Annotated in this window: 16 protein-coding genes; 9 read left to right on the top strand and 7 right to left on the bottom strand. The window is 63.1% G+C overall.

The genetic code is table 11. The features are described from left to right. The first annotated feature begins 46 nt into the window (after positions 1-46). The 3 genes from UP10_RS46500 (at position 47) to UP10_RS25300 (ending at position 2,670) form a co-directional block, all read left to right on the top strand. Positions 47-916: an ester cyclase gene (locus UP10_RS46500; RefSeq protein ID WP_349643976.1), complete on the top strand. Its 870-nt coding sequence runs from the start codon at positions 47-49 to the stop codon at positions 914-916. A 477-nt stretch (positions 917-1,393) separates the two neighbouring features. Further along, positions 1,394-1,777 carry a VOC family protein gene (locus UP10_RS25305; RefSeq protein ID WP_044589903.1) on the top strand — a complete coding sequence of 128 codons (384 nt, stop codon included), beginning with the start codon at positions 1,394-1,396 and terminating at the stop codon, positions 1,775-1,777. A gap of 215 nt (positions 1,778-1,992) precedes the next feature. Further along, positions 1,993-2,670, top strand: a complete 678-nt coding sequence (locus UP10_RS25300) for a hypothetical protein (RefSeq protein WP_156180238.1) — start codon at positions 1,993-1,995, stop codon at positions 2,668-2,670. A gap of 16 nt (positions 2,671-2,686) precedes the next feature. Here UP10_RS25300 and UP10_RS25295 read toward each other — a convergent pair whose 3' ends face one another. Continuing rightward, positions 2,687-3,103, bottom strand: a complete 417-nt coding sequence (locus UP10_RS25295) for an META domain-containing protein (protein ID WP_044589901.1) — start codon at positions 3,101-3,103, stop codon at positions 2,687-2,689. 148 nt (positions 3,104-3,251) lie between these two features. Further along, positions 3,252-4,922 (bottom strand): L-lactate permease, encoded by a 1,671-nt coding sequence (locus UP10_RS25290; RefSeq protein WP_044589900.1) that lies wholly within the window; start codon positions 4,920-4,922, stop codon positions 3,252-3,254. A 330-nt stretch (positions 4,923-5,252) separates the two neighbouring features. Between UP10_RS25290 and UP10_RS25285 the strand changes: the two genes are divergently transcribed. Continuing rightward, complete coding sequence (locus tag UP10_RS25285; RefSeq protein ID WP_044589899.1) at positions 5,253-6,998, top strand: ABC transporter ATP-binding protein/permease; 1,746 nt, start codon at positions 5,253-5,255, stop codon at positions 6,996-6,998. A 266-nt stretch (positions 6,999-7,264) separates the two neighbouring features. On the opposite strand, the gene UP10_RS25280 is transcribed toward UP10_RS25285, so the two are convergent. Next, the gene (locus UP10_RS25280; RefSeq protein ID WP_044538887.1) at positions 7,265-8,254 is read right to left on the bottom strand and encodes a TorF family putative porin; all 990 of its coding nucleotides are present in this window, start codon (positions 8,252-8,254) and stop codon (positions 7,265-7,267) included. Between the two features lie 480 nt (positions 8,255-8,734). On the opposite strand from UP10_RS25280, the gene UP10_RS44540 reads away from it, so the two are divergent. Beyond that, on the top strand, positions 8,735-9,109 hold the full coding sequence (locus tag UP10_RS44540; RefSeq protein ID WP_050043801.1) for a hypothetical protein: 375 nt from the start codon (positions 8,735-8,737) through the stop codon (positions 9,107-9,109). A gap of 161 nt (positions 9,110-9,270) precedes the next feature. Here the strand turns inward: UP10_RS44540 and glcF are convergent, their stop codons facing one another. Both glcF and UP10_RS25265 read right to left on the bottom strand, forming a co-directional pair. Further along, positions 9,271-10,587, bottom strand: a complete 1,317-nt coding sequence (glcF, locus tag UP10_RS25270; RefSeq protein WP_044589898.1) for a glycolate oxidase subunit GlcF — start codon at positions 10,585-10,587, stop codon at positions 9,271-9,273. Beyond that, positions 10,584-11,822 carry an FAD-binding protein gene (locus UP10_RS25265; RefSeq protein WP_044589897.1) on the bottom strand — a complete coding sequence of 413 codons (1,239 nt, stop codon included), beginning with the start codon at positions 11,820-11,822 and terminating at the stop codon, positions 10,584-10,586. Before UP10_RS25265 ends, glcF begins: the two co-directional genes overlap by 4 nt. A 488-nt stretch (positions 11,823-12,310) precedes the next feature. Here UP10_RS25265 and UP10_RS25255 point away from each other — a divergent pair, with 488 nt between their 5' ends. The 3 genes from UP10_RS25255 to UP10_RS25245 all read left to right on the top strand — a co-directional run bounded on the left by UP10_RS25255 (position 12,311) and on the right by UP10_RS25245 (position 14,523). After that, on the top strand, positions 12,311-12,649 hold the full coding sequence (locus tag UP10_RS25255) for a putative quinol monooxygenase (RefSeq protein ID WP_044590115.1): 339 nt from the start codon (positions 12,311-12,313) through the stop codon (positions 12,647-12,649). 145 nt (positions 12,650-12,794) lie between these two features. After that, entirely contained in the window at positions 12,795-13,787 is a 993-nt protein-coding gene (locus tag UP10_RS25250) for an alpha/beta hydrolase (RefSeq protein WP_044589895.1), read from the top strand. 19 nt (positions 13,788-13,806) lie between these two features. Further along, on the top strand, positions 13,807-14,523 hold the full coding sequence (locus UP10_RS25245) for an antibiotic biosynthesis monooxygenase family protein (protein WP_044589894.1): 717 nt from the start codon (positions 13,807-13,809) through the stop codon (positions 14,521-14,523). 26 nt (positions 14,524-14,549) lie between these two features. Here UP10_RS25245 and UP10_RS25240 read toward each other — a convergent pair whose 3' ends face one another. Next, a complete protein-coding gene (locus UP10_RS25240) occupies positions 14,550-15,689 on the bottom strand; it encodes an acyltransferase family protein (RefSeq protein ID WP_044589893.1) in 1,140 nt (379 codons plus the stop codon). A 230-nt stretch (positions 15,690-15,919) separates the two neighbouring features. Then, complete coding sequence (locus UP10_RS25235) at positions 15,920-17,413, bottom strand: FAD-linked oxidase C-terminal domain-containing protein (protein WP_044589892.1); 1,494 nt, start codon at positions 17,411-17,413, stop codon at positions 15,920-15,922. 233 nt (positions 17,414-17,646) lie between these two features. Between UP10_RS25235 and cycA the strand changes: the two genes are divergently transcribed. Then, the gene (cycA, locus tag UP10_RS25230) at positions 17,647-18,039 is read left to right on the top strand and encodes a cytochrome c-550 CycA (RefSeq protein WP_044538879.1); all 393 of its coding nucleotides are present in this window, start codon (positions 17,647-17,649) and stop codon (positions 18,037-18,039) included. Positions 18,040-18,084: the final 45 nt, after the last annotated feature.

The raw sequence follows: 18,084 nt of genomic DNA, 5'->3' as shown, positions 1-18,084 counted from the left end.
GCTCGACGTTGCCAACCGCCGTCTCAGACGCGGGGTCGGGACCGGCGTGCGCCATGCCGTCGGCTCTGACGAAGATCTCAGAACGTGGGTCGATGGCAAGGCGCTCGAACAACGCTTGCAGCTCGGGCCGAAGTCCGTCGCCGCACAACGCAGCGATCGAGTGGAATTTGCGCATGGTGCACTCCTGTTGTGTTTGAAGCACGGTAGGAGTTCTGCAGCAGCCAACCACCCGATTACCGAGCAACACCAAGATTCGCGCGAAACGATTCCGCAATGTCCTGTCGTGGCCGACAACGCTCGTACGTCTAGTCGGGAATCGGGTGGTGCGACGCGCGTCTCGGAGCGCTTGCTGCGCGCATCGAAACAGCCAGTGATTGGAGACGATCCGATGTCAGAAGATAACAAGAGCGTCGTAGGGCGATGGTTCAAGGAGTTCTGGGGAAACCCGTGGAATCCGCGCATCATCAACGAACTCGCCACGGCAGACATTGTCGTGCATTACCCGATGCATGAACCGAAGCGAGGACGTACGGCGGTGCTGAGCTTCATGACGGAGTTTCGCGAAGCCTTTCCCGATCTGAATTTCTGGGGCGTTGGCGATCTCATCGCAGAGGGCGACTACGTCGTCGGCCGATGGGAAGGTGGAGGCACCCACACCGGTCCGGCGTTCAGCGATTTTCGTCTGGGTTCGATTCCGGCAGCCTCGGGCCGCAAGATGAAATTCGCCGGCACCACCGTGCTCCGTCTGCAGCAAGGACGGATCGCCGAGGAGTTGGGACAGGAAGACGCGCTGAGCGCGATGCTTCAGCTCGGCCTGATACGTCTGCCTGAAGCGATCGAAGCTCAGGGACGGCCCGGGGGTCCGCTGCCGTCTGGATGGAACAACATGCCGGGATCTCCGGAAGCCGGTCGCTGAAGTTTTTCCTGACACCGGTTTCAGCCGAGCCGCGAAACGCTCGCGATTGGAACTTGGGACACTGGTCCTGACGGTAGTTGTCCGGAATCCACAGGCGGTCGGAATTCTCTTAAGGTGGCTTCATCCAGCGCGGGGCTGCAGTTTTCATACCGTAGCAATTTGCCGCGAAGGGCCGTTGATGATTATCAGCGGCCCTTTTCGTTTGGCGGGACGGATCTCATCGTTGCGATGCGCGCGGTCGCGTGATAGCCAACGCCTGCCGAAAATAGGTATGGCCGGATTGGTAAGCCCGGCCGGTTCCCGAACCACGGGAATTCTAGCCCCGCTTGCGGATGGACCCACGGCCGGACGGAGTGACGAGGTCGTCACGCTGCCGGTTGGGTCGTGCACATTCGGTTATGCGCAGTGGATTTTTTGGCTCTTCCGTCAGCGTCGGCATCGTTTCCGTCCGTTCCACAAACCGAACGGATGAGAACCATGAAACTGAAACATCTCAATCTCGCCACGTCGGACGTCGGCGCTCTCGCGGCGTTTTTCCAGCGCTTCTTCGCCTTCAAATGCCTGCTCGAACGCGGCGCGGGCGCATTCATGATCCTCGGCAATGACGACGATTTCGTGCTGACCTTGATGAATCGGATGAAAAGCGATCCGGACGTCTATCCGGAAACCTTCCATGTCGGCTTTTATATCGATGACCGGACCGCCGTGCAGGCCAAGCGCGACGAGCTGCTGGCCGCAGGGCTGTCGCCGCAGGAGATCCAGGAGGCCGGACGCTCCGGACGTGGCGCGCATTTCTACTGCACCGCGCCCGGCGATATCCTCATCGAGATCGGCACGCCGCCGAAGCTTAACGACGCGTAGGCCTGACTCCGCCCGTCATGCCCGGCCTTGCGCCGGGCATGACGTTTTGATCGCGTCTTGCAAGACAGACCGCGCTGACAACCTCCGGCGCCGCACGTCCGTCAATACACGGCCTGCGACAGACAGACACGCGCTTGCCGCAGTTCGGTCACCGAAAATTAAGCCTCGATTCAGTTTCGGGGATCATCATCGCGCAGCCGAACACGGGTCAGGCCATGCAAGACCGAGAGCCGAGTAGTCCTGGAAGCATCTGGGCGGAAGACGCCGCTGCCGGCCGGTTGCCGGAGCAGCCGGCGGACCTGTGGGAGCTCTCGAGCGCTGATCGCGATGCGGCCCTGCTGTTGCGCGAGCCCTATATCGATCGCATCCGCACCGTTGGCCTGGCGGCAACGGCGCTGGCCTTAACGTTCGCACTTGGATGGGCCGGTGGGCTGAATTGGCATCTGGTCGACGGCGCGTCCAACACCGGCCCGGTCGCCCAGAAGGAAGCGCCTGCCCCGCGCATTGCAGAGACGAAGCCGAGCCTCAGGAGCGAGGGCCCGCGACGGATCGTGTCCAACGCGGATTCCGTCGTCACCGGCAGCATTCCCAGAACCATTGCAAGTCAGCGCCTGCCTGCATTGGGAGCGGCGCCCACGACCCTGAACGCGCAAGCTGCCGCGCTGTCGCCGAAGCAGTTCCTGGCGGTGGCGCCGGAGACACGGCCGAGCACCATCCCCGGATGGTCGGTCGTCGAAGTCCGCGACGGCACGGCCGTGCTCGAGGGCCCGGAGGGTGTCAAGATGGCCGCCCGCGGCGACGTTGTCGCCGGCTTGGGCCGGGTCGACTCCATCGTGCGCTGGGGCAATCGCTGGATCGTCGCCACCGCAAGCGGATTGATCGCGACGCCGTAGCCGCCGTTCCCGGCGATCAGTTCGTGTTGATCTGGAAGCGCAGCGACTTGCTGCCGGTGAATGTCACCAGATCGCCCTGCCGCCGCCACGTCGTCGCTTCGCCGAGAGCTGCGAGCAGATCGCTGTCGGCCTGTGCCCTGTCAGGCGGGCAGTTGCGGTTCTCCATCGCGCCGGGGACGAAGATGATGGTGTTGTCGGCCACCGAAAACTGGCCCCTGCCGCCATTGCACCAGAGCTCGAGCACCACTTCGCCATTGTCGCCGATCTCGAGCGAGGGAATCCGCTTGGAGCCCGGCATCCGCGCGGCGTCCAGCGTCATCAGGAAGCCGAACGGAAATTCCTCCTGGGCCTGAGCCGGGATCGCTCCCAACACCGCGCTCAGCATCAGCACCGGTGCCGCAACGGCGTTCAAAATACGTCCAATCGAAATCATGCCATTCCTCGAAACCGCGATCTCACCTTGGCCCGCTTTGTATTGGACGAGGCTGCGCTTGGCCAGATTGGCGGCGGCAGAAAATGCGCCTGAAACGCAAGTCCCCGCGAGCGCTTGCCCGCGGGGATCGCCTCGCCGATTGCTAAGGCTATTTCAGCACCATCTCGGTGAACGGATATACATAGGCCTGCAGCGTCACGAACAGACCGACCAGGCACGCCAGCACGATCGAGTGCACGAACACGTAGCGCAGGATCGTGCCTTCGTGCCCGTACCAGTTGGTCGCGGTCGAGGCGACCACGATCGATTGCGCGTCGATCATCTTGCCCATCACGCCGCCCGAGGAGTTCGCCGCCGCCATCAGGATCGGCGACAGGCCGAGCTGTTGCGAGGTGATCTTCTGCAGATTGCCGAACAGGATGTTCGAGGCGGTATCCGATCCGGTCAACGCCACGCCCAACCAGCCGAGCAGCGTGCCGAAGAAGGGATAGAGCACACCGGTGGCGGCGAAGGCGAGGCCGAGGGTGGCGTCGACGCCGGAGAGCCGGGTCAGCGTGCCGATCGCCAGCATCGCCGAGATCGTGATCAGCGAGATCGCGCACAGCTTGATGGTGCTGCCGTACGTCGAGACCATCCTCACCGGCGAAAAGCCGGCCAGGAAGCCGGAAATGATCGCGGCGATCAGCATGCCTGTTCCGGTGAACGACAAATAGAAGAAGTCAAACGATGCGCCCTGCGGCGTCGGCTTCGCTGCCACCGGCGGCATCGTATTGATCATGTTGTGCAGTTCGGGAACCGGATACTTATAGAAGAAGATCGAGTTCGCCCAGTTCTTGAACCACCCGCTGCCCCAGATCAGCATCACGATGCAGACGATGATCCACGGCAGCAGCGCAATCCAAAGCTGCTTTTGCGTGAGCGAGGTCTTGTCCATCGGCTTCGGTGCGGTCATCGTCGCCGCGGACTCGTCGCGGCCGCGCAGCGCCGGCGACAGCCAGAGCTTCTTCGGCTGCCAGACCTTCAGGAACAGGATCAGGCACCCCATCGAGATCAGCGACGCCCCGATGTCGACGATCCAGGGATTGATGTAGTTCGAGATCACGAATTGCGGAATCGCGAACGACAGGCCGGTGACCAGGATGGCCGGCCAGACCTCCTTCATGCCGCGCCAGCCGGCAAACGCCCACACCACCCAGAACGGCACGATCAGCGAGAACAGCGGCAATTGCCGGCCGACCATCGCGCCGAGGATGTAGGGATCGAGCCCGGTCACCGACGCGAGCCCCTGGATCGGCGTGCCGAGCGCGCCGAAGGCGACCGGCGCGGTGTTGGCGATCAGCGACAGGCCGGAAGCCGCAAGCGGAGAGAAGCCGAGCCCGATCAACACCGAACCTGTGATCGCGACCGGCGTGCCGAAGCCCGAGGCGCCTTCGAAGAAGGCACCGAACGAGAACGCGATCAGCAGCAGCTGCAGGCGACGGTCTTCGGTGACGCCGCCGACGGCGCGCTTCAACAGCTCGAACTGGCCGGTTGCGACTGTGAGCTGATAGAGAAAGATGACGTTGAGAACGATCCATCCGATCGGGAAGAAGCCGGAGACGATACCGAGCACCGACGCGCGGATCGACATGTTGGCCGGCATGGTGAAGATGAAGATCGCGATCAGATTGGTCAGAATCACCGCGATGATGGCGGCGATATGCGCCTTCACCTTGCCGCTCGCGATCAGCACCAGCAGCGTGACAACGGGAATCGCGGCAGCGATGGTCGACAGCCCGGCGCTTCCGAGCGGATTGTAGACTTGATTCCACGTATTCATGGTCCGGCACCTCCCCACGCATTATGCAGCGCGCTGGCCGGCGTGAACGGCCGTGCGCGCCTGGCGTGATCGCGGGAGTGCGTCTGGTATGCTTGAGCCCCTGATGTGCTTGAGCCCGGCTCGCGAGATGGACGATCGTTAAGGAATCGCTCACATCCTCGCGACAAACCGAAGGTCCCCCGCCCCTCGCCGTTATCAGCATGCTAGGATTGACTCGAACGCCGGGACAAGCCAACGCTTGCATGCCAGTGCTACAACTTTAGTCTAGGCGGATCCCGATTGTCCCGATTCGTCAGGCCTTTGCGGGCCATTCCCCGGAGACGATAATCTGTGAACAACATTCGCTCGACGCTCGCCACCGTGTGGCGCATCGCGACCCCCTATTTCAAATCCGAGGACAAATGGGCGGGCCTCGGGCTGCTTGCAGCTGTCATCGCGATCGAGCTGTTGTCGGTCGTCATGGACGTGCTGATCAACCAGTGGCGCAACCGCTTCTACACCTCGATGCAGAACAAGGACTGGGACACCTTCAAGCGCGAGGTGCTGGTGTTCAGCGCAATCGCGGCGGCCTCGGTGGCGCTTGGGGTCTACCAGCTTTATCTGAACCAGTGGTTGCAGATCCGCTGGCGTAACTGGATGACCAGCAAATATCTCCGCGAGTGGTTGCATGGCGCCAATCACTACCGCATGCAGCTCGCCGGCGACGCCGCCGACAACCCCGACCAGCGCATCACCGACGACGTCAAGCTGTTCGTCGGCCAGACGCTCGGGATCGGCCTCGGACTGTTGAACTCAATCGTCTCGCTCGCCTCCTTTGTGGTCATCCTCTGGGGGCTGTCGGAAATCCTGCCGCTGCTGCTGTTCGGCATCGATTTTTCGATTCCGGGCTACCTGGTCTGGGCGGCCGTGATCTACGCCGTGTTCGGCACCCTGCTGACGCAGTGGATCGGTTCGCCACTGGTCAATCTCGACTTCAACCAGCAACGCCTGGAGGCGGATTTCCGCTTCAACCTGATGCGAGTCCGCGAAAACTCGGAACAGATCGCGCTACTCAAGGGCGAGGGCGCCGAACGCGAGCGATTGTCGGAGCGTTTCGGCCGCGTCGTCGGCAATTGGTACGACATCATGAGCCGGACCAAGCGGTTGACCGCCTTCACCCAAGCCTATGCCCAGACGTCCGTGGTGTTTCCGATCGTGCTGGCGGGACCGGCTTATTTCGCCAGCAAGACGGTCCAGCTCGGCTCGTTGATCCAGATCTTCGAGGCCTTCAACAAGGTGCAGGACGCGCTCTCGTTCTTCGTGTCGGCCTACCGCAGCCTGGCCGAGTGGCGCGCGGTGATCGCCCGTCTCGACGGTTTCGAGAGCTCGATCGCGAAAGCCGAGCATCTGGCCGATGATCCCGCCTCGATTCACACTAGGCCCGCCGCCGGCGGCGAGATCGCCCTGCCGCAGCTCCTGGTCAAGCTGCCGAACGGCGCGCCGCTGGTCTCGGCCGACCATTTCAGCCTGCGTCCCGGCGAACGCACGTTAGTCACCGGTCCCTCCGGTGCCGGCAAGTCGACGCTGTTCCGCGCGGTGGCCGGCATCTGGCCGTTCGGCACCGGCGCGATCGAGATTCCCGCCAACGCGTCGCTGATGATGCTGCCACAACGCCCCTATCTGCCGATCGGGTCGCTGCAGGCCGCGATTGTCTATCCCGGCGAAGCCGCGCAATACGATGCCGGCCTGGTCCGCGACGTGCTCACCGCCGTTGGCCTGCCGCAGCTCGCCACGCGGCTCGACGAGGAGGCGCACTGGAACCGGATGCTCTCGCTCGGCGAGCAGCAACGGCTCGGCATTGCGCGCGCCCTGCTGCACGCGCCGCAATTCCTGTTCCTGGACGAGGCGACCGCCTCGCTCGACGAGCCCTCGGAGGCCGCGCTGTACGCGCTCATCGCCGACAAGCTGCCCGCGACCACGGTCGTCTCGATCGGCCACCGTTCGACGCTGAAGGCCTTCCATCAGCGCAACGTCGCACTGGTCCGTGACGGCGACCGCTTCACGCTGCGCGACGCGACCAAGGCCGCCACGTCGTAGACGGCTGCACCACCGCTCCGCCTCGAGGTCGAACGGCAACCCCGAAGGCAGTTGACTCCCTCTCCCGCTTGCGGGCAGAGCTGGGGTGGGGGCTCTCTCCGCGAGTCGCATTGCGGAGAGAGCCCCCACCCGCAAGCCGGAGAGGTGCAGGCAGTCTGGAGCGAGACTGATTCAACCTGACCCAATCTCATCGCTAGGCGCGCATCGCCCAAACGCAAAAGGGGCGGCAGATTGCTCTGCCGCCCCTTGGTCTCCAGAAGGAGGGATTACTTCAGGTTGGACATCGCCGTTAGGTCGACCGAGAGCTTGGCGATACCGGCCGCGCCGCACCAGTTGGAGCCCGTGCCGCCCGGATTGATCGGGGTGACGTTGGTGGTTCCGCCCGCTGTGTAGTCGCTGGTGAAGGCGCTGCAGTTACCCTTCGACATATCGGTGTCGGAGTAGCGCAGATCGAGCGTGAACACCTTGTAGGTGAAGCCGATGCCGATATTCCAGGTGTTATAATCGGCATATTTGATGCCGGTCGGGAACGCCGGAACGCCGTAGAAGCTGTCGGAGGTGCCAAGCCACTGCCGGCCGAACTCGCCCGAGACATACATGCCGACGCCGCTGGTGCCGAACACGGTGCTGGGCGCGGTGTACTTGCCGATGATCGAGGAGTAGTTGCCCCAGGCGCCGGTGTTGAGGAAGTTCGGCGAGTAGTACTCGTTCAGGCTGAACGCCCAGTTGTCGTTAACGGTGTAGGTGACCTTGCCGTAGACTTCGAAGAAGCTGACGTCCTTCTTCATCACGTTGCCGTTCGGCAGGAAGTTGGCGGCGCACTGCGCGCTGAGCGGGTTGCCGGCGGTGTCGACGGGGGCACCGTAGTAGCAGGTTCCGCCCGGATACAGGTAGCCCCAGACACCGATGTCGAAGGCGAAGGCGCCGAAGGTCGGGCGGATACCGCCGTAGACGTCGACTTCAGCCGCGGCGCGGTTGGCGAAGGAGATGCTTTCGGTCGAGGTGCCGATATAGAGCTGCAGGTCCTTGTTCACGTTGTAGCGCGGCTCGAAATAGGCGGTGACCGACGGATTGTGGTTGGACTGGGTCACGCCGCGGAAGACGTAGTCGTTCATGACGGCGGCGCCGAAGGCGATATCCCAGGGATCGAACGGGGCCGGCGGCGGGGCCTTGACGGCCTTCACGGCCATATCCGCGGCCATCGCCGAGCTCGAGATCATTGCTAGCGCCGTTGCTAACAAGGCCAGTTTCTTCATGACGATCCCCATTTACTGTCCAGACAGCCCAGCTCCGGTGGCCCCCCTGGGCACGCGACAACCGACTGCATCCACGTCGTGTGTGTCCACACTGAAACGCAGGCACGAAACGGTGAAGCCAAAAAGTGATGCATCTGCCGACTTTTTAGGCGTTGTGGCAGTTTCGTCGTACGTTGGTTTGCGGGTGTTGCATTGACACAACAACTTTGATCCGTCCCGTCCCGGTTGAGTGGGAAGGCCGAACGGGGAGTCGGCATGGAACTCCAGCTCCGTCCGGCGGACGTAGCGCTCAACCTGCGACTAACCGAATCGGCTGGCCCGCAAGCCACGGCCAGATGGTCGGCGGCACGGAAAAAGCCGCAGCGGGATCCGCTGCGGCTTTGCAATCAGTCCGGCTCGCCCCTGGGGGCGCTGTAATCCGGTTAGTGGTGGTCCCCTCCCTCGGGGGAGCCGTAGCTCGGAGCCGGCTCGTGGCTCGGGGTGGCCCAGCTCGTCGCCGGCTGCGGCGCGGGCTCAGCTGCCGGAGCGGCGGCTGGCGCGGCCGGCTTCGCCTTCTTCGGCACGCTTTTCTTGGCGACTGGTTTGGGTGCAGCTACCACGGGAGCAGCGGCTTTGGGTGCAGCAGCCTTCTTGGGAGCGGTTTTCTTCGGCGCAGCTTTCTTCGCGGCTTTCTTTGCAGCCTTCTTCGGCGCCTTCTTGGCCTTCTTCGCCGACTTCTTGGCGGCCTTCTTCACCGATTTCTTGGCAGACTTCTTCGCGGACTTCTTCTTCGCCGCTACCGCCTTCTTGGCCTTCTTGCTTTTTTTCGCCTTCTTCGCTTTCGCCATCATAGTCCTCCTGTTGCCGCTGATGTGAGTCCGCCGCGCACAGTGAAGTGGCCGCTTGCCGGAACGGGAACGCGCCTCGCGAGAAACGCCGTTCCCCTCGCTCGTCGGGCATCATCCTGTCGGAGCGCCGGTCCCCACGTTATGCCAACGCAAAGCTCCAGGTCCGGATCATGCTCGAGTGGCAGACGATCAATTCAATCCTGGCCGCGGACCTCCTGTCGCCCAATCGAGAAGCTCAATCGTGTGCACCACAGGAACTGACGTACCGCCGGCAATCTGAACCATGCATCCAATATTGCCCGCAGCGATCATGTCCGGTTCGACCATCGCGATGTTGGCGACCTTGCGATCGCGCAATCTGATCGCAATGTCGGGCTGGAGAATGTTGTAGGTCCCCGCCGAACCGCAACACAAATGGCTCTCAGGTACATCTTTCACCACGAATCCATTCTTGGAAAGCAATTCTTTCGGAAGTTGAGAGATTTTCTGTCCGTGCTGCAGCGAACATGCAGAGTGATAGGCGATGGTGACGTCGCCTTTTTGCGTTGATGGCGCGAGCTCGAGGCGAGCGAGATACTCAGTGATATCCTTTGTGAGCGCAGAGATTCGCTGCGCCGGCTCCGCGAACGTTTTGTCCTCGCGCAGCAGGTAGCCGTAGTCTTTGACAACTGTCCCACAGCCCGAGGCCGTCACCAGAATGGCGTCCAGCCCTTCTCCATCCGCTTCCCTTTGCCACACCGTGACGTTGGCTCGCGCGCGCTCGAGCGCGTCGCCGTCCTGCCCCATATGGTGAGTCAACGCGCCGCAGCATTGCTCGTCCTTGACTAGCACCACCTCGATGCCGTGCCGGGTCAGGACGTTGATGGCGGCCTGGTTGATGCGTGGCGCCAGCACCTGCTGGGCGCAGCCCTGCAGCAGCGCAACCCGGCCGCGGCGCCGGCCGAGTGGCGCAAACACGGTTCCCGCAGCCGGTCCCGGCCGCGGCAGGCTACGCGGCGCCAGCGCCAGCATCGCCTTGATCCGGCGCAGCAGGCCGGGGGTCGAGGCGCCGACCGGAGGGGTCGGCAACAGCGCGGCTAGCGGGCGGGCAAGCCGCGCCAATATCATGCTGATCCGGAACAGGCCCGGCCGCGGCAGCACGAAAGCCAGCACCGACCGCAGCAGCCGCTCGGTCAATGGCCGTGAATAATCCCGCTCGATCCGGACCCGGGCCTGGTCGACGAGATGCATGTAGTTCACGCCGGACGGACAGGTGGTCATGCAGGCGAGGCACGACAGGCAGCGGTCGATATGCTTGACCACATCAGCCGTCGGCGGCTTGTCCTTCTCCAGCATCTCCTTGATCAAATAGATCCGGCCGCGCGGGCTATCGAGCTCGTCGCCGAGCAGGACATAGGTCGGGCAGGTCGCGGTGCAGAAGCCGCAATGCACGCAGGCGCGCAGGATCTTGTCGGCTTCCTTGATGTCAGGATCGGCGAGCTGGGCGAGCGAGAATTCGGTCTTCATGCGGCCCCACCCCTGCTCATCCGGCCACGATTGAGGATGGTCCGGGGATCGAAGCTGTTGCGGACCCGGTCGCCGAGCGCGGCAAGCCCGGCTGTCTGCGGCTGGAACACATCGACGTTGCGGCGCACGTCCTCGGTGGCGCGGATCAGGGTGGCGTGTCCGCCGACGGCCTCGACCCGACTGCGCACCAAGGCTGCCTGCGCGTCAGCTTTGGGTGGCAGCGCGGCCCAGATCAGCCCGCCGCCCCAGTCGTAGACGATGTCGCCGCCGGTATCGCGCGCCAGCCCCTCTCCGAGCGCGCCGCCTGCCGCCGGCGGGCAGACGATACGCCAGACCGGCCATGCCCCGAGCGCGCCATTGGCCGCGAACGGCTCCACATCGCGCAGTGCGCTCCAGATCGCAGCCGAGGCGTGATCCTCGAGAACGTCGACCGTCCCAAACGTGGACAGCGCCTTGCTCAGCGAACCGGCCCGATGCACCGCCGACGCCGCGATGCCCTCGAGCCGCACCAGTGTCACCGACTGCCCGGGCGCAGAGAGCCCGGCGAGCGCGCCCGCGCCGGTGCGGAATGCCTGATACGGCAGATGCGCCGCGCCCGAAACGTCAAAGGGCGAGCCGAGCGCGGCCGTCATCGCCTTGTTCGCGGTGAGGTCGTCGAGGGAGCGCAACACCAGCGTCCGCTCGCTTTCCGGCTTCGGCATCACCTTCAGCGTCACCTCGGTCATGACCGCGAGCGTGCCCCAGGACCCCGTGAGCAGCTTGCAGAGGTCATAGCCGGTGACGTTCTTCACCACCTTGCCGCCGGTCTTGAAACTGTCGCCGAAGCCGGACACCGCATGCGCGCCGAGCAGATGATCGCGGGCGCCGCCGGCCTTGATACGGCGGGGACCGGCCAGCCCCACACCGATCATGCCGCCGACCGTGCCAATCCCGGGGGTGCCGAGCAGAACCGACGTGTCCATCGGCTCGAAGGCGAATTGCTGGTTCTTGGCGTCGATCAGCGACTGCACGTCGGCAAGCGGCGCCCCCGCCTGCACCGTGATGATCAGCTCGTTCGGCTCATAGGCGATGACGGCGTTCAAGCCAGAGAGGTCGAGCACCGCGTTGGTCGCCATCGGATGGCCGATCGTACGCTTCGATCCATGACCGACGATCTCGAGCGGCTGCTCGCTGGCTATAGCCGCGCGCACCACCTCTTCGACGTCTTTGGCGTCTCTTACCTTGAGCGTATCCACGCGTTAGGCGGTAACCAAATTCGGCGCCGAAATCAAATGGCGCACCGCACCGAGTCCTGAACGCCGGAAGGCGAGGTCGGCGAGTGCGGCCCCTGCCCGTCCGGCCATGCCAAATCGCGGCGTCACGGCGGCGACCGGCGCCGGCTGGCCAGTTCGCCGCGCTGATCGAAACCATGCCATTTGTCGCACGACGCCCCACCACAACGTTTCGATCACGATCGAACTGTTCACGACATCGACACTTCGATCGCTGACGAAGTGAATCCGCAGAACGATCGACTATCTCCCGCGTTGTGGTTCGGCCCGGCAAGACAGTCGGCGCCGATCATCTGGAGACGATCATGCAGCGTTCGGAAGTTACGACAACGACGACGATGCCCACCCGACGATCGGCCATCGGCACATTCGCAGCGATCCTGGCGATCGCCGGCGTCTCGCCCTTGACCGCATCGCAAGCTGGATCCGAGCAAAACAACGGAGGAATGGCAATGAAGCACTATGCAATGAGCACAAGAACGATCAGCGACGCCGTCAATACCGGCGGCCTTCTGGTTGTGGCGCAGTGGGAAGCAAAGGACGGACAGGCCGACAGGATCGCGGAAATCCTCGATGGCTTCCTGCCCGAGGCGCAGAAAGATCCCGGCGCGAAGCTGTTTCTGATCAGCCGCGGCAAGGACAATCCGGCGCAATTCCTGTTCTACGAGTTGTTCCAGGACGAGGCGGCCCTGAAGGCGCATCAGGAAAGCGCGTACTTCAAGACCTACATCGCCGAGCAAGCACTGCCTCTGCTCGCGAAACGCGAGCGCGCCCAATACGTTCTGATCTGAACGGGATCGGCACGTCGAGGCTCGGGACACTTCGACCGCGGTCGAAATGTTCTTCGGAACCCGATGCCTCCGAAATCGGTTGTCGGAATGGCCCGTCCCGACAACCGAAATGCTCAGGGACCCGCAAACCAGCATTGGTCTTCACATGACAGATTATACGGCGGCGCCGAAGCTCGATCCCCGCGAACAGCACTTTCGCATTCCGGGACCACGCGAGGGCCTGTCCTTGTTCCTTCGCTTCCTGGGTGGGAAAGGCGGCCATGACACGCCGCGCCGAGCCGTTCTTTACGTGCACGGCGCGACCTTTCCGTCCGCCCTTTCGATCGCGCACCGCTTCGACGGCAAATCATGGCGCGACGCCCTGGTCGAGGCCGGCTTCGACGTCTGGGGTCTGGACTTCTATGGCTTCGGTCATTCGGACCGTTATCCCGAAATGTCACAACCGGCGAAGGACAATCCGCCGCTGTGCGTTGCGGAGGATGCTGCGGCGCAAGTCGAGACTGCGGCGCGCTTTATCCTAGGTCACCAGGCCATCGAGAAGCTTTCGCTGATCTCCCACTCCTGGGGCTCGATGCCCATGGCGAAATTCGCGGGGGCGCACCCCGCGCTGGTCGACCGTCTCGTCATGTTCGGCCCGATCGGCCGCCGCGAACCGCGGCGTTACGAGACGGCACCGACGTTCCCCGCCTGGCGCGTAGTGACCGTCGAAGATCAATGGAAGCGCTTCATCGAGGACGTGCCGCAGAACGAACCGCCGGTGCTGTCCCGTGCTCATTTCGAGGAATGGAGCCGGCCCTATCTCGACAGCGATCCGGAGAGTCGCTCCCGCAACCCTGCCGGAGTCAAGGTGCCGCTCGGCCCGTTCAGCGAGATCCTGCAGGCGTGGCACGGCAAGCTTGCCTACGATCCGGCACAGATCCGCTCGCCGGTGGCGATCATCCGGGGCGAATGGGACGGGCTGATGCTCGACGACGACGCCAAATGGCTGTTCGACGCATTCTGCAACGCTCCCGAAAAGCGCGACATCAAGATATCGCACGCCACCCACCTGATGCACCTCGAGACGATGCGCCACGCGCTCTGGCGCGAGAGCATCAACTTTCTTCAAGGCGACAACATCGTGCCCTTGTCCACCTGAACCCAGGAAAGGATCAACCATGTTCTCCGTGATCTTCGAAGTTCATCCCAACGATGGCCGCAAAGACGACTATCTCGCGCAGGCCAAGCACCTGAAGCCGATCCTCGAGACGGTCGACGGCTTCGTCGACAATGAGCGGTTCGAAAGCATGTTGCGGCCCGGCTGGGTTCTGTCGCACTCGACATGGCGCGACGAGAAGTCCGTGGTCCGCTGGCGCACCGAGAGCGAGCACCATTCAGTGCAGGAAAAGGGACGCTTTGATATCTTCTCGGACTATCATTTGCGGATCGGGGACGTCACGGCCGACACTGCCCCACCGAAGCAGGCCCCAATTCGGGAGCAGCGCTTCGACGAGACCGAAACCGGCAAGGCGAAGGTCGTGACGTTCACCGAGATCACGCCAGCCAAGGGTGCTGCGTTTGCAAGTCGGGCCGAAATGTTGGCCGCGCATCTCGGCCTTGACGCCAACAACGGCGCCGTCACCGACTATGACGTCTGGAGCAGCATCTACAATCCCGGCAAGCTGGCACTGCTGGTCGGATGGAAGGACGCGAAGGCCGCTGATAGCTGGCAGCCGAAGCAGATCGACGGCATCGAAGCCCTGCGCCACCGCAAGGTGCGCGTGGTGCGCGATTACGGCCGCTTCGACCGCCGCGAGGCGCCGCAATACTATCCCGACGTCAAGGGCCGGGAGACCAGGCATCCCGAACTGGTCTCCAAGGCGGCGGCGAGTTAGTGTGTTCTGCCGCGGCGAGCGTCTTATCAGACCGATGTCCCGCCACCGCCAAGCGCAGCGCCCAGCGCGACCGGCTCGCGCGATCTGCGCGAGAACCCGAGGAGCGAAATCCTCGAGAGAACCGCGGCCTCAAGCGTTTCGACAGGGCCTCTGAGCCGAAGCGCGCGTTTCTCAACGAGGTGCCAGGACACAAAGGCGACAGCAAAGGAGATCGGCAGGCTGATCAGGATGTTCAGACTCCAGTGCTGATCAAACGTCGCGACACATTGCTGCACGACAAAGCCATAGAGAAACACGCCGTAAGAGTAATCGCCGGATGACACGATCCAGCTGCGCCTCGGGTTCAACAGGCCCAGATAGCAGACAACGTAGGCTGCCGGGACCGGAGCAAGCATGTCACCGTAGGGTGTGATCAAGAACACCGCGCAAAGCACCAGCGCCGATAGAAACCCCGACCGGTTGAACGGCGTCTTGTCGCGCCAAAGGTAGAAACCGACACCGGAAAGAAAGCAGAAAACCAGAAGATGCGGCCGAAGCAGCATGTCCGCCGAATCGCCCCAATGCTGGATCGCATAGATGATGAGCCCGACCTGTGCGGCCGCCAGAAACCCAAGATACAACACCCTGCTGAAGCAGATGGTCATCGCGGCAAGAAGCGCGAGGATGATGTAACACCAGAGCTCGTATGGCACCGTCCAGAGCTGGCCATTCACCATGTCGGGCAACGAGCTGTGAAGGAATACACCCGGGAGCTGAAAGTGGATGTCGCCGACCATGTTGAGAAAGTAGGAGTGGAATTTAGGGTTTGCGAAATATTGCGCCAAAGGCATTTCGGTGAAAATCGGACCGATGACGATGGCCGAAAGCGCGACCTCAACCGCGAGTGCAGGTCCAATTCGGAGTATGCGCAGGCCAAGAAACGAAATCAGGCTCTTGCACCTCAGCAAACTGCCCGTCACCAGGAAGCCGCTCAAGGCGAAGAAGAGCGCCAGGATCATCGCGACGCCGATGCGGGCGGGGCGCAATATCTCGAGCGTTTCGTCGAGCCCAACCGTCACGTCCAGGCTGTGCTGGCAGACGACCGCGGCCGCCAGCGCAATCCTCATGTAATCAAAACCTGCGGGACGATTGCGCGAAAGAGCCAGTTGGTCAGCCAGGCTGAACATGGTTTCGTTCCCTGAAACGCCTTGCAGTTCCAGGAATATGCAGAAAAACTATCTAAGGCCGTGTAAATGCTGGCGTTGCAATTTCGGCTACATGGGCCTGCCGGGAACCAACGCGATGAAGGCCTGCGATCGCGGCAAGCGGCGGTTAAGGATATTCGCTGATCGAGACTATCCGTCGAATTGTGACGGTCAGCCGTACCGGAGCAGAACTTGAGGACAACGGTTGCTCGCTAGAAACGCGGAATCTCCGGAAACGCCAGTCTCCCGGCATGCACATGGACGCGGCCGAGTTCGGCGCAGCGGTGCAGGGTTGGAAACACCTTGCCAGGATTGAGCAGGCCTTGGGCGTCGAAGGCGCATTTCAGCCGCTGCTGCTGGTTCAGGTCGATCTCCGTGAACATCTCCGGCATCAGATCGCGCTTCTCGATGCCGACGCCATGCTCGCCGGTAAGCACGCCGCCAAGCTCGACGCAGCAGCGCAGGATATCGGCACCGAACGCCTCGGCGCGCTCGATCTCGCCGGGCTTGTTGGCATCATAAAGAATCAGCGGGTGCAGATTGCCGTCGCCGGCGTGGAACACATTGGCGACACCGAGGCTGTATTTCTCCGAGAGTTCACGGATGCGGGCCAAAGCCTTCGGCAGCGCGCCGCGCGGAATGGTGCCGTCCATGCAGAGATAATCCGGCGAGATGCGCCCGACCGCGGGAAACGCTGCCTTGCGGCCGGCCCAGAACAGATTGCGCTCGGCCTCGGAGGTCGATATCTGGCAAGAGGTCGAACCGCAGCCCAGCGCGATCGCCTCGACCCGCTTGATCAATTCGTCGACCTCGACCGACGGACCGTCGAGCTCGATGATCAGGAGCGCCTCGACGTCGAGCGGATAGCCGGCATGGACGAAGGCCTCCGCGGCGTGGATCGCCGGCTTGTCCATCATCTCCATGCCGCCCGGGATGATGCCGGCGCCGATGATGGCAGCCACGCATTCGCCGGCCGCCTCGACTTGCGCGAAGCCGACCATCAGCGCGCGCGCCGTCTCCGGCTTCTGCAGGACGCGTACCGTGACCTCGGTGATGACGCCGAGCAGGCCCTCCGAGCCGGTGATGATCCCCATCAGATCGTAGCCGGAATTCTCCGCCGACTTGCCGCCGATGCGCAGGATCTCGCCGCTCATCAGCACGATCTCGCAGCCCAGCACGTTGTTGGTGGTCATGCCGTATTTCAGGCAGTGCACGCCGCCGGAATTCTCCGCGACATTGCCGCCGATCGAGCAGGCGATCTGCGACGACGGGTCGGGCGCGTAGTAGAAGCCGGCATGGGCCACCGCCTGGCTGATCGCAAGATTGGTGACGCCGGGCTCGGTGACGACGACGCGGTTGTCGAAATCGATTTCGCGGATGCGCTTGAACTTGCCAAGCCCGAGCAGAACGCCGTCGGCGAGCGGCAGCGCGCCGCCCGACAGCGAGGTGCCGGAGCCGCGCGGCACCACCTTGATGCCCTCCGCCTGGCAATATTTGAGGACCTTTGCGACCTGCTCTGACGTGTCGGGCAGCACCACGACCATCGGCGGCTGCCGATAGGCGGTCAGCCCGTCTGACTCATAGACCAGCATCTCGGCAGCACTGTCGATCACGCCCTCGCCCGGTACGATCGCGCGCAAGGCCGCGACGATTTCGTCGCGACGAGCGAGGACAGCCTGATCGGCCGCCGGCATCATGATGGACATATTTGCTTCCCTCGGGGTCTCGGCCCTTTGCCGATTTGTTACGACAAATCAATCAGGTCTGCACCTGTTTCGATAGACTGGCCGAGGGTCGGATTGCCCTCCCTCGCGACGGCGAGTTCTCTCTCGGACAAGCGGGCGACCATGAAACCTGTCAACGTTTCGTGGCTTGTCCGGTGTAAGCGGACCATGCCACAAACGATTCACACCTCCCGGGACGAAACGAAGAGCACCCCATGAAGATACTGACCTTGAGCGCGCTGGCGGTCGTCACATCGCTGGCTTTCGCATCCTCCGCGCTGGCGCAGGATGCCGCCGCCGGCAAGACCTCGTTCAACAAGTGCCTGGCCTGCCATGCGATCGGCGAAGGCGCCAAGAACAAGGTCGGGCCCGAGCTCAACGGCCTCGACGGCCGCCACTCAGGCAGCGCTCCCGACTACAATTATTCGGACGCCAACAAGAATTCCGGCATCACCTGGAACAAGGACCAGTTCCTCGACTACATCAAGGACCCCAAGGCCAAGATCCCCGGCACCAAGATGGCCTTCGCCGGCATCAAGAACGAGACCGAGGCCAACAACATCTGGGCCTACATTTCGTCGTTCGACAAGGACGGCAAGCAGAAGTAACGGCTTCGCGCGGGCTCCGTCCGCCCTGGCGCTGATATCAGGGCG

The organism is Bradyrhizobium sp. LTSPM299 (assembly GCF_000938235.1).
GTDB lineage: Bacteria > Pseudomonadota > Alphaproteobacteria > Rhizobiales > Xanthobacteraceae > Bradyrhizobium.
The sequence above is the reverse complement of the archived record's forward strand: the minus strand, read 5'-3'. Positions and strand labels throughout refer to the sequence as shown.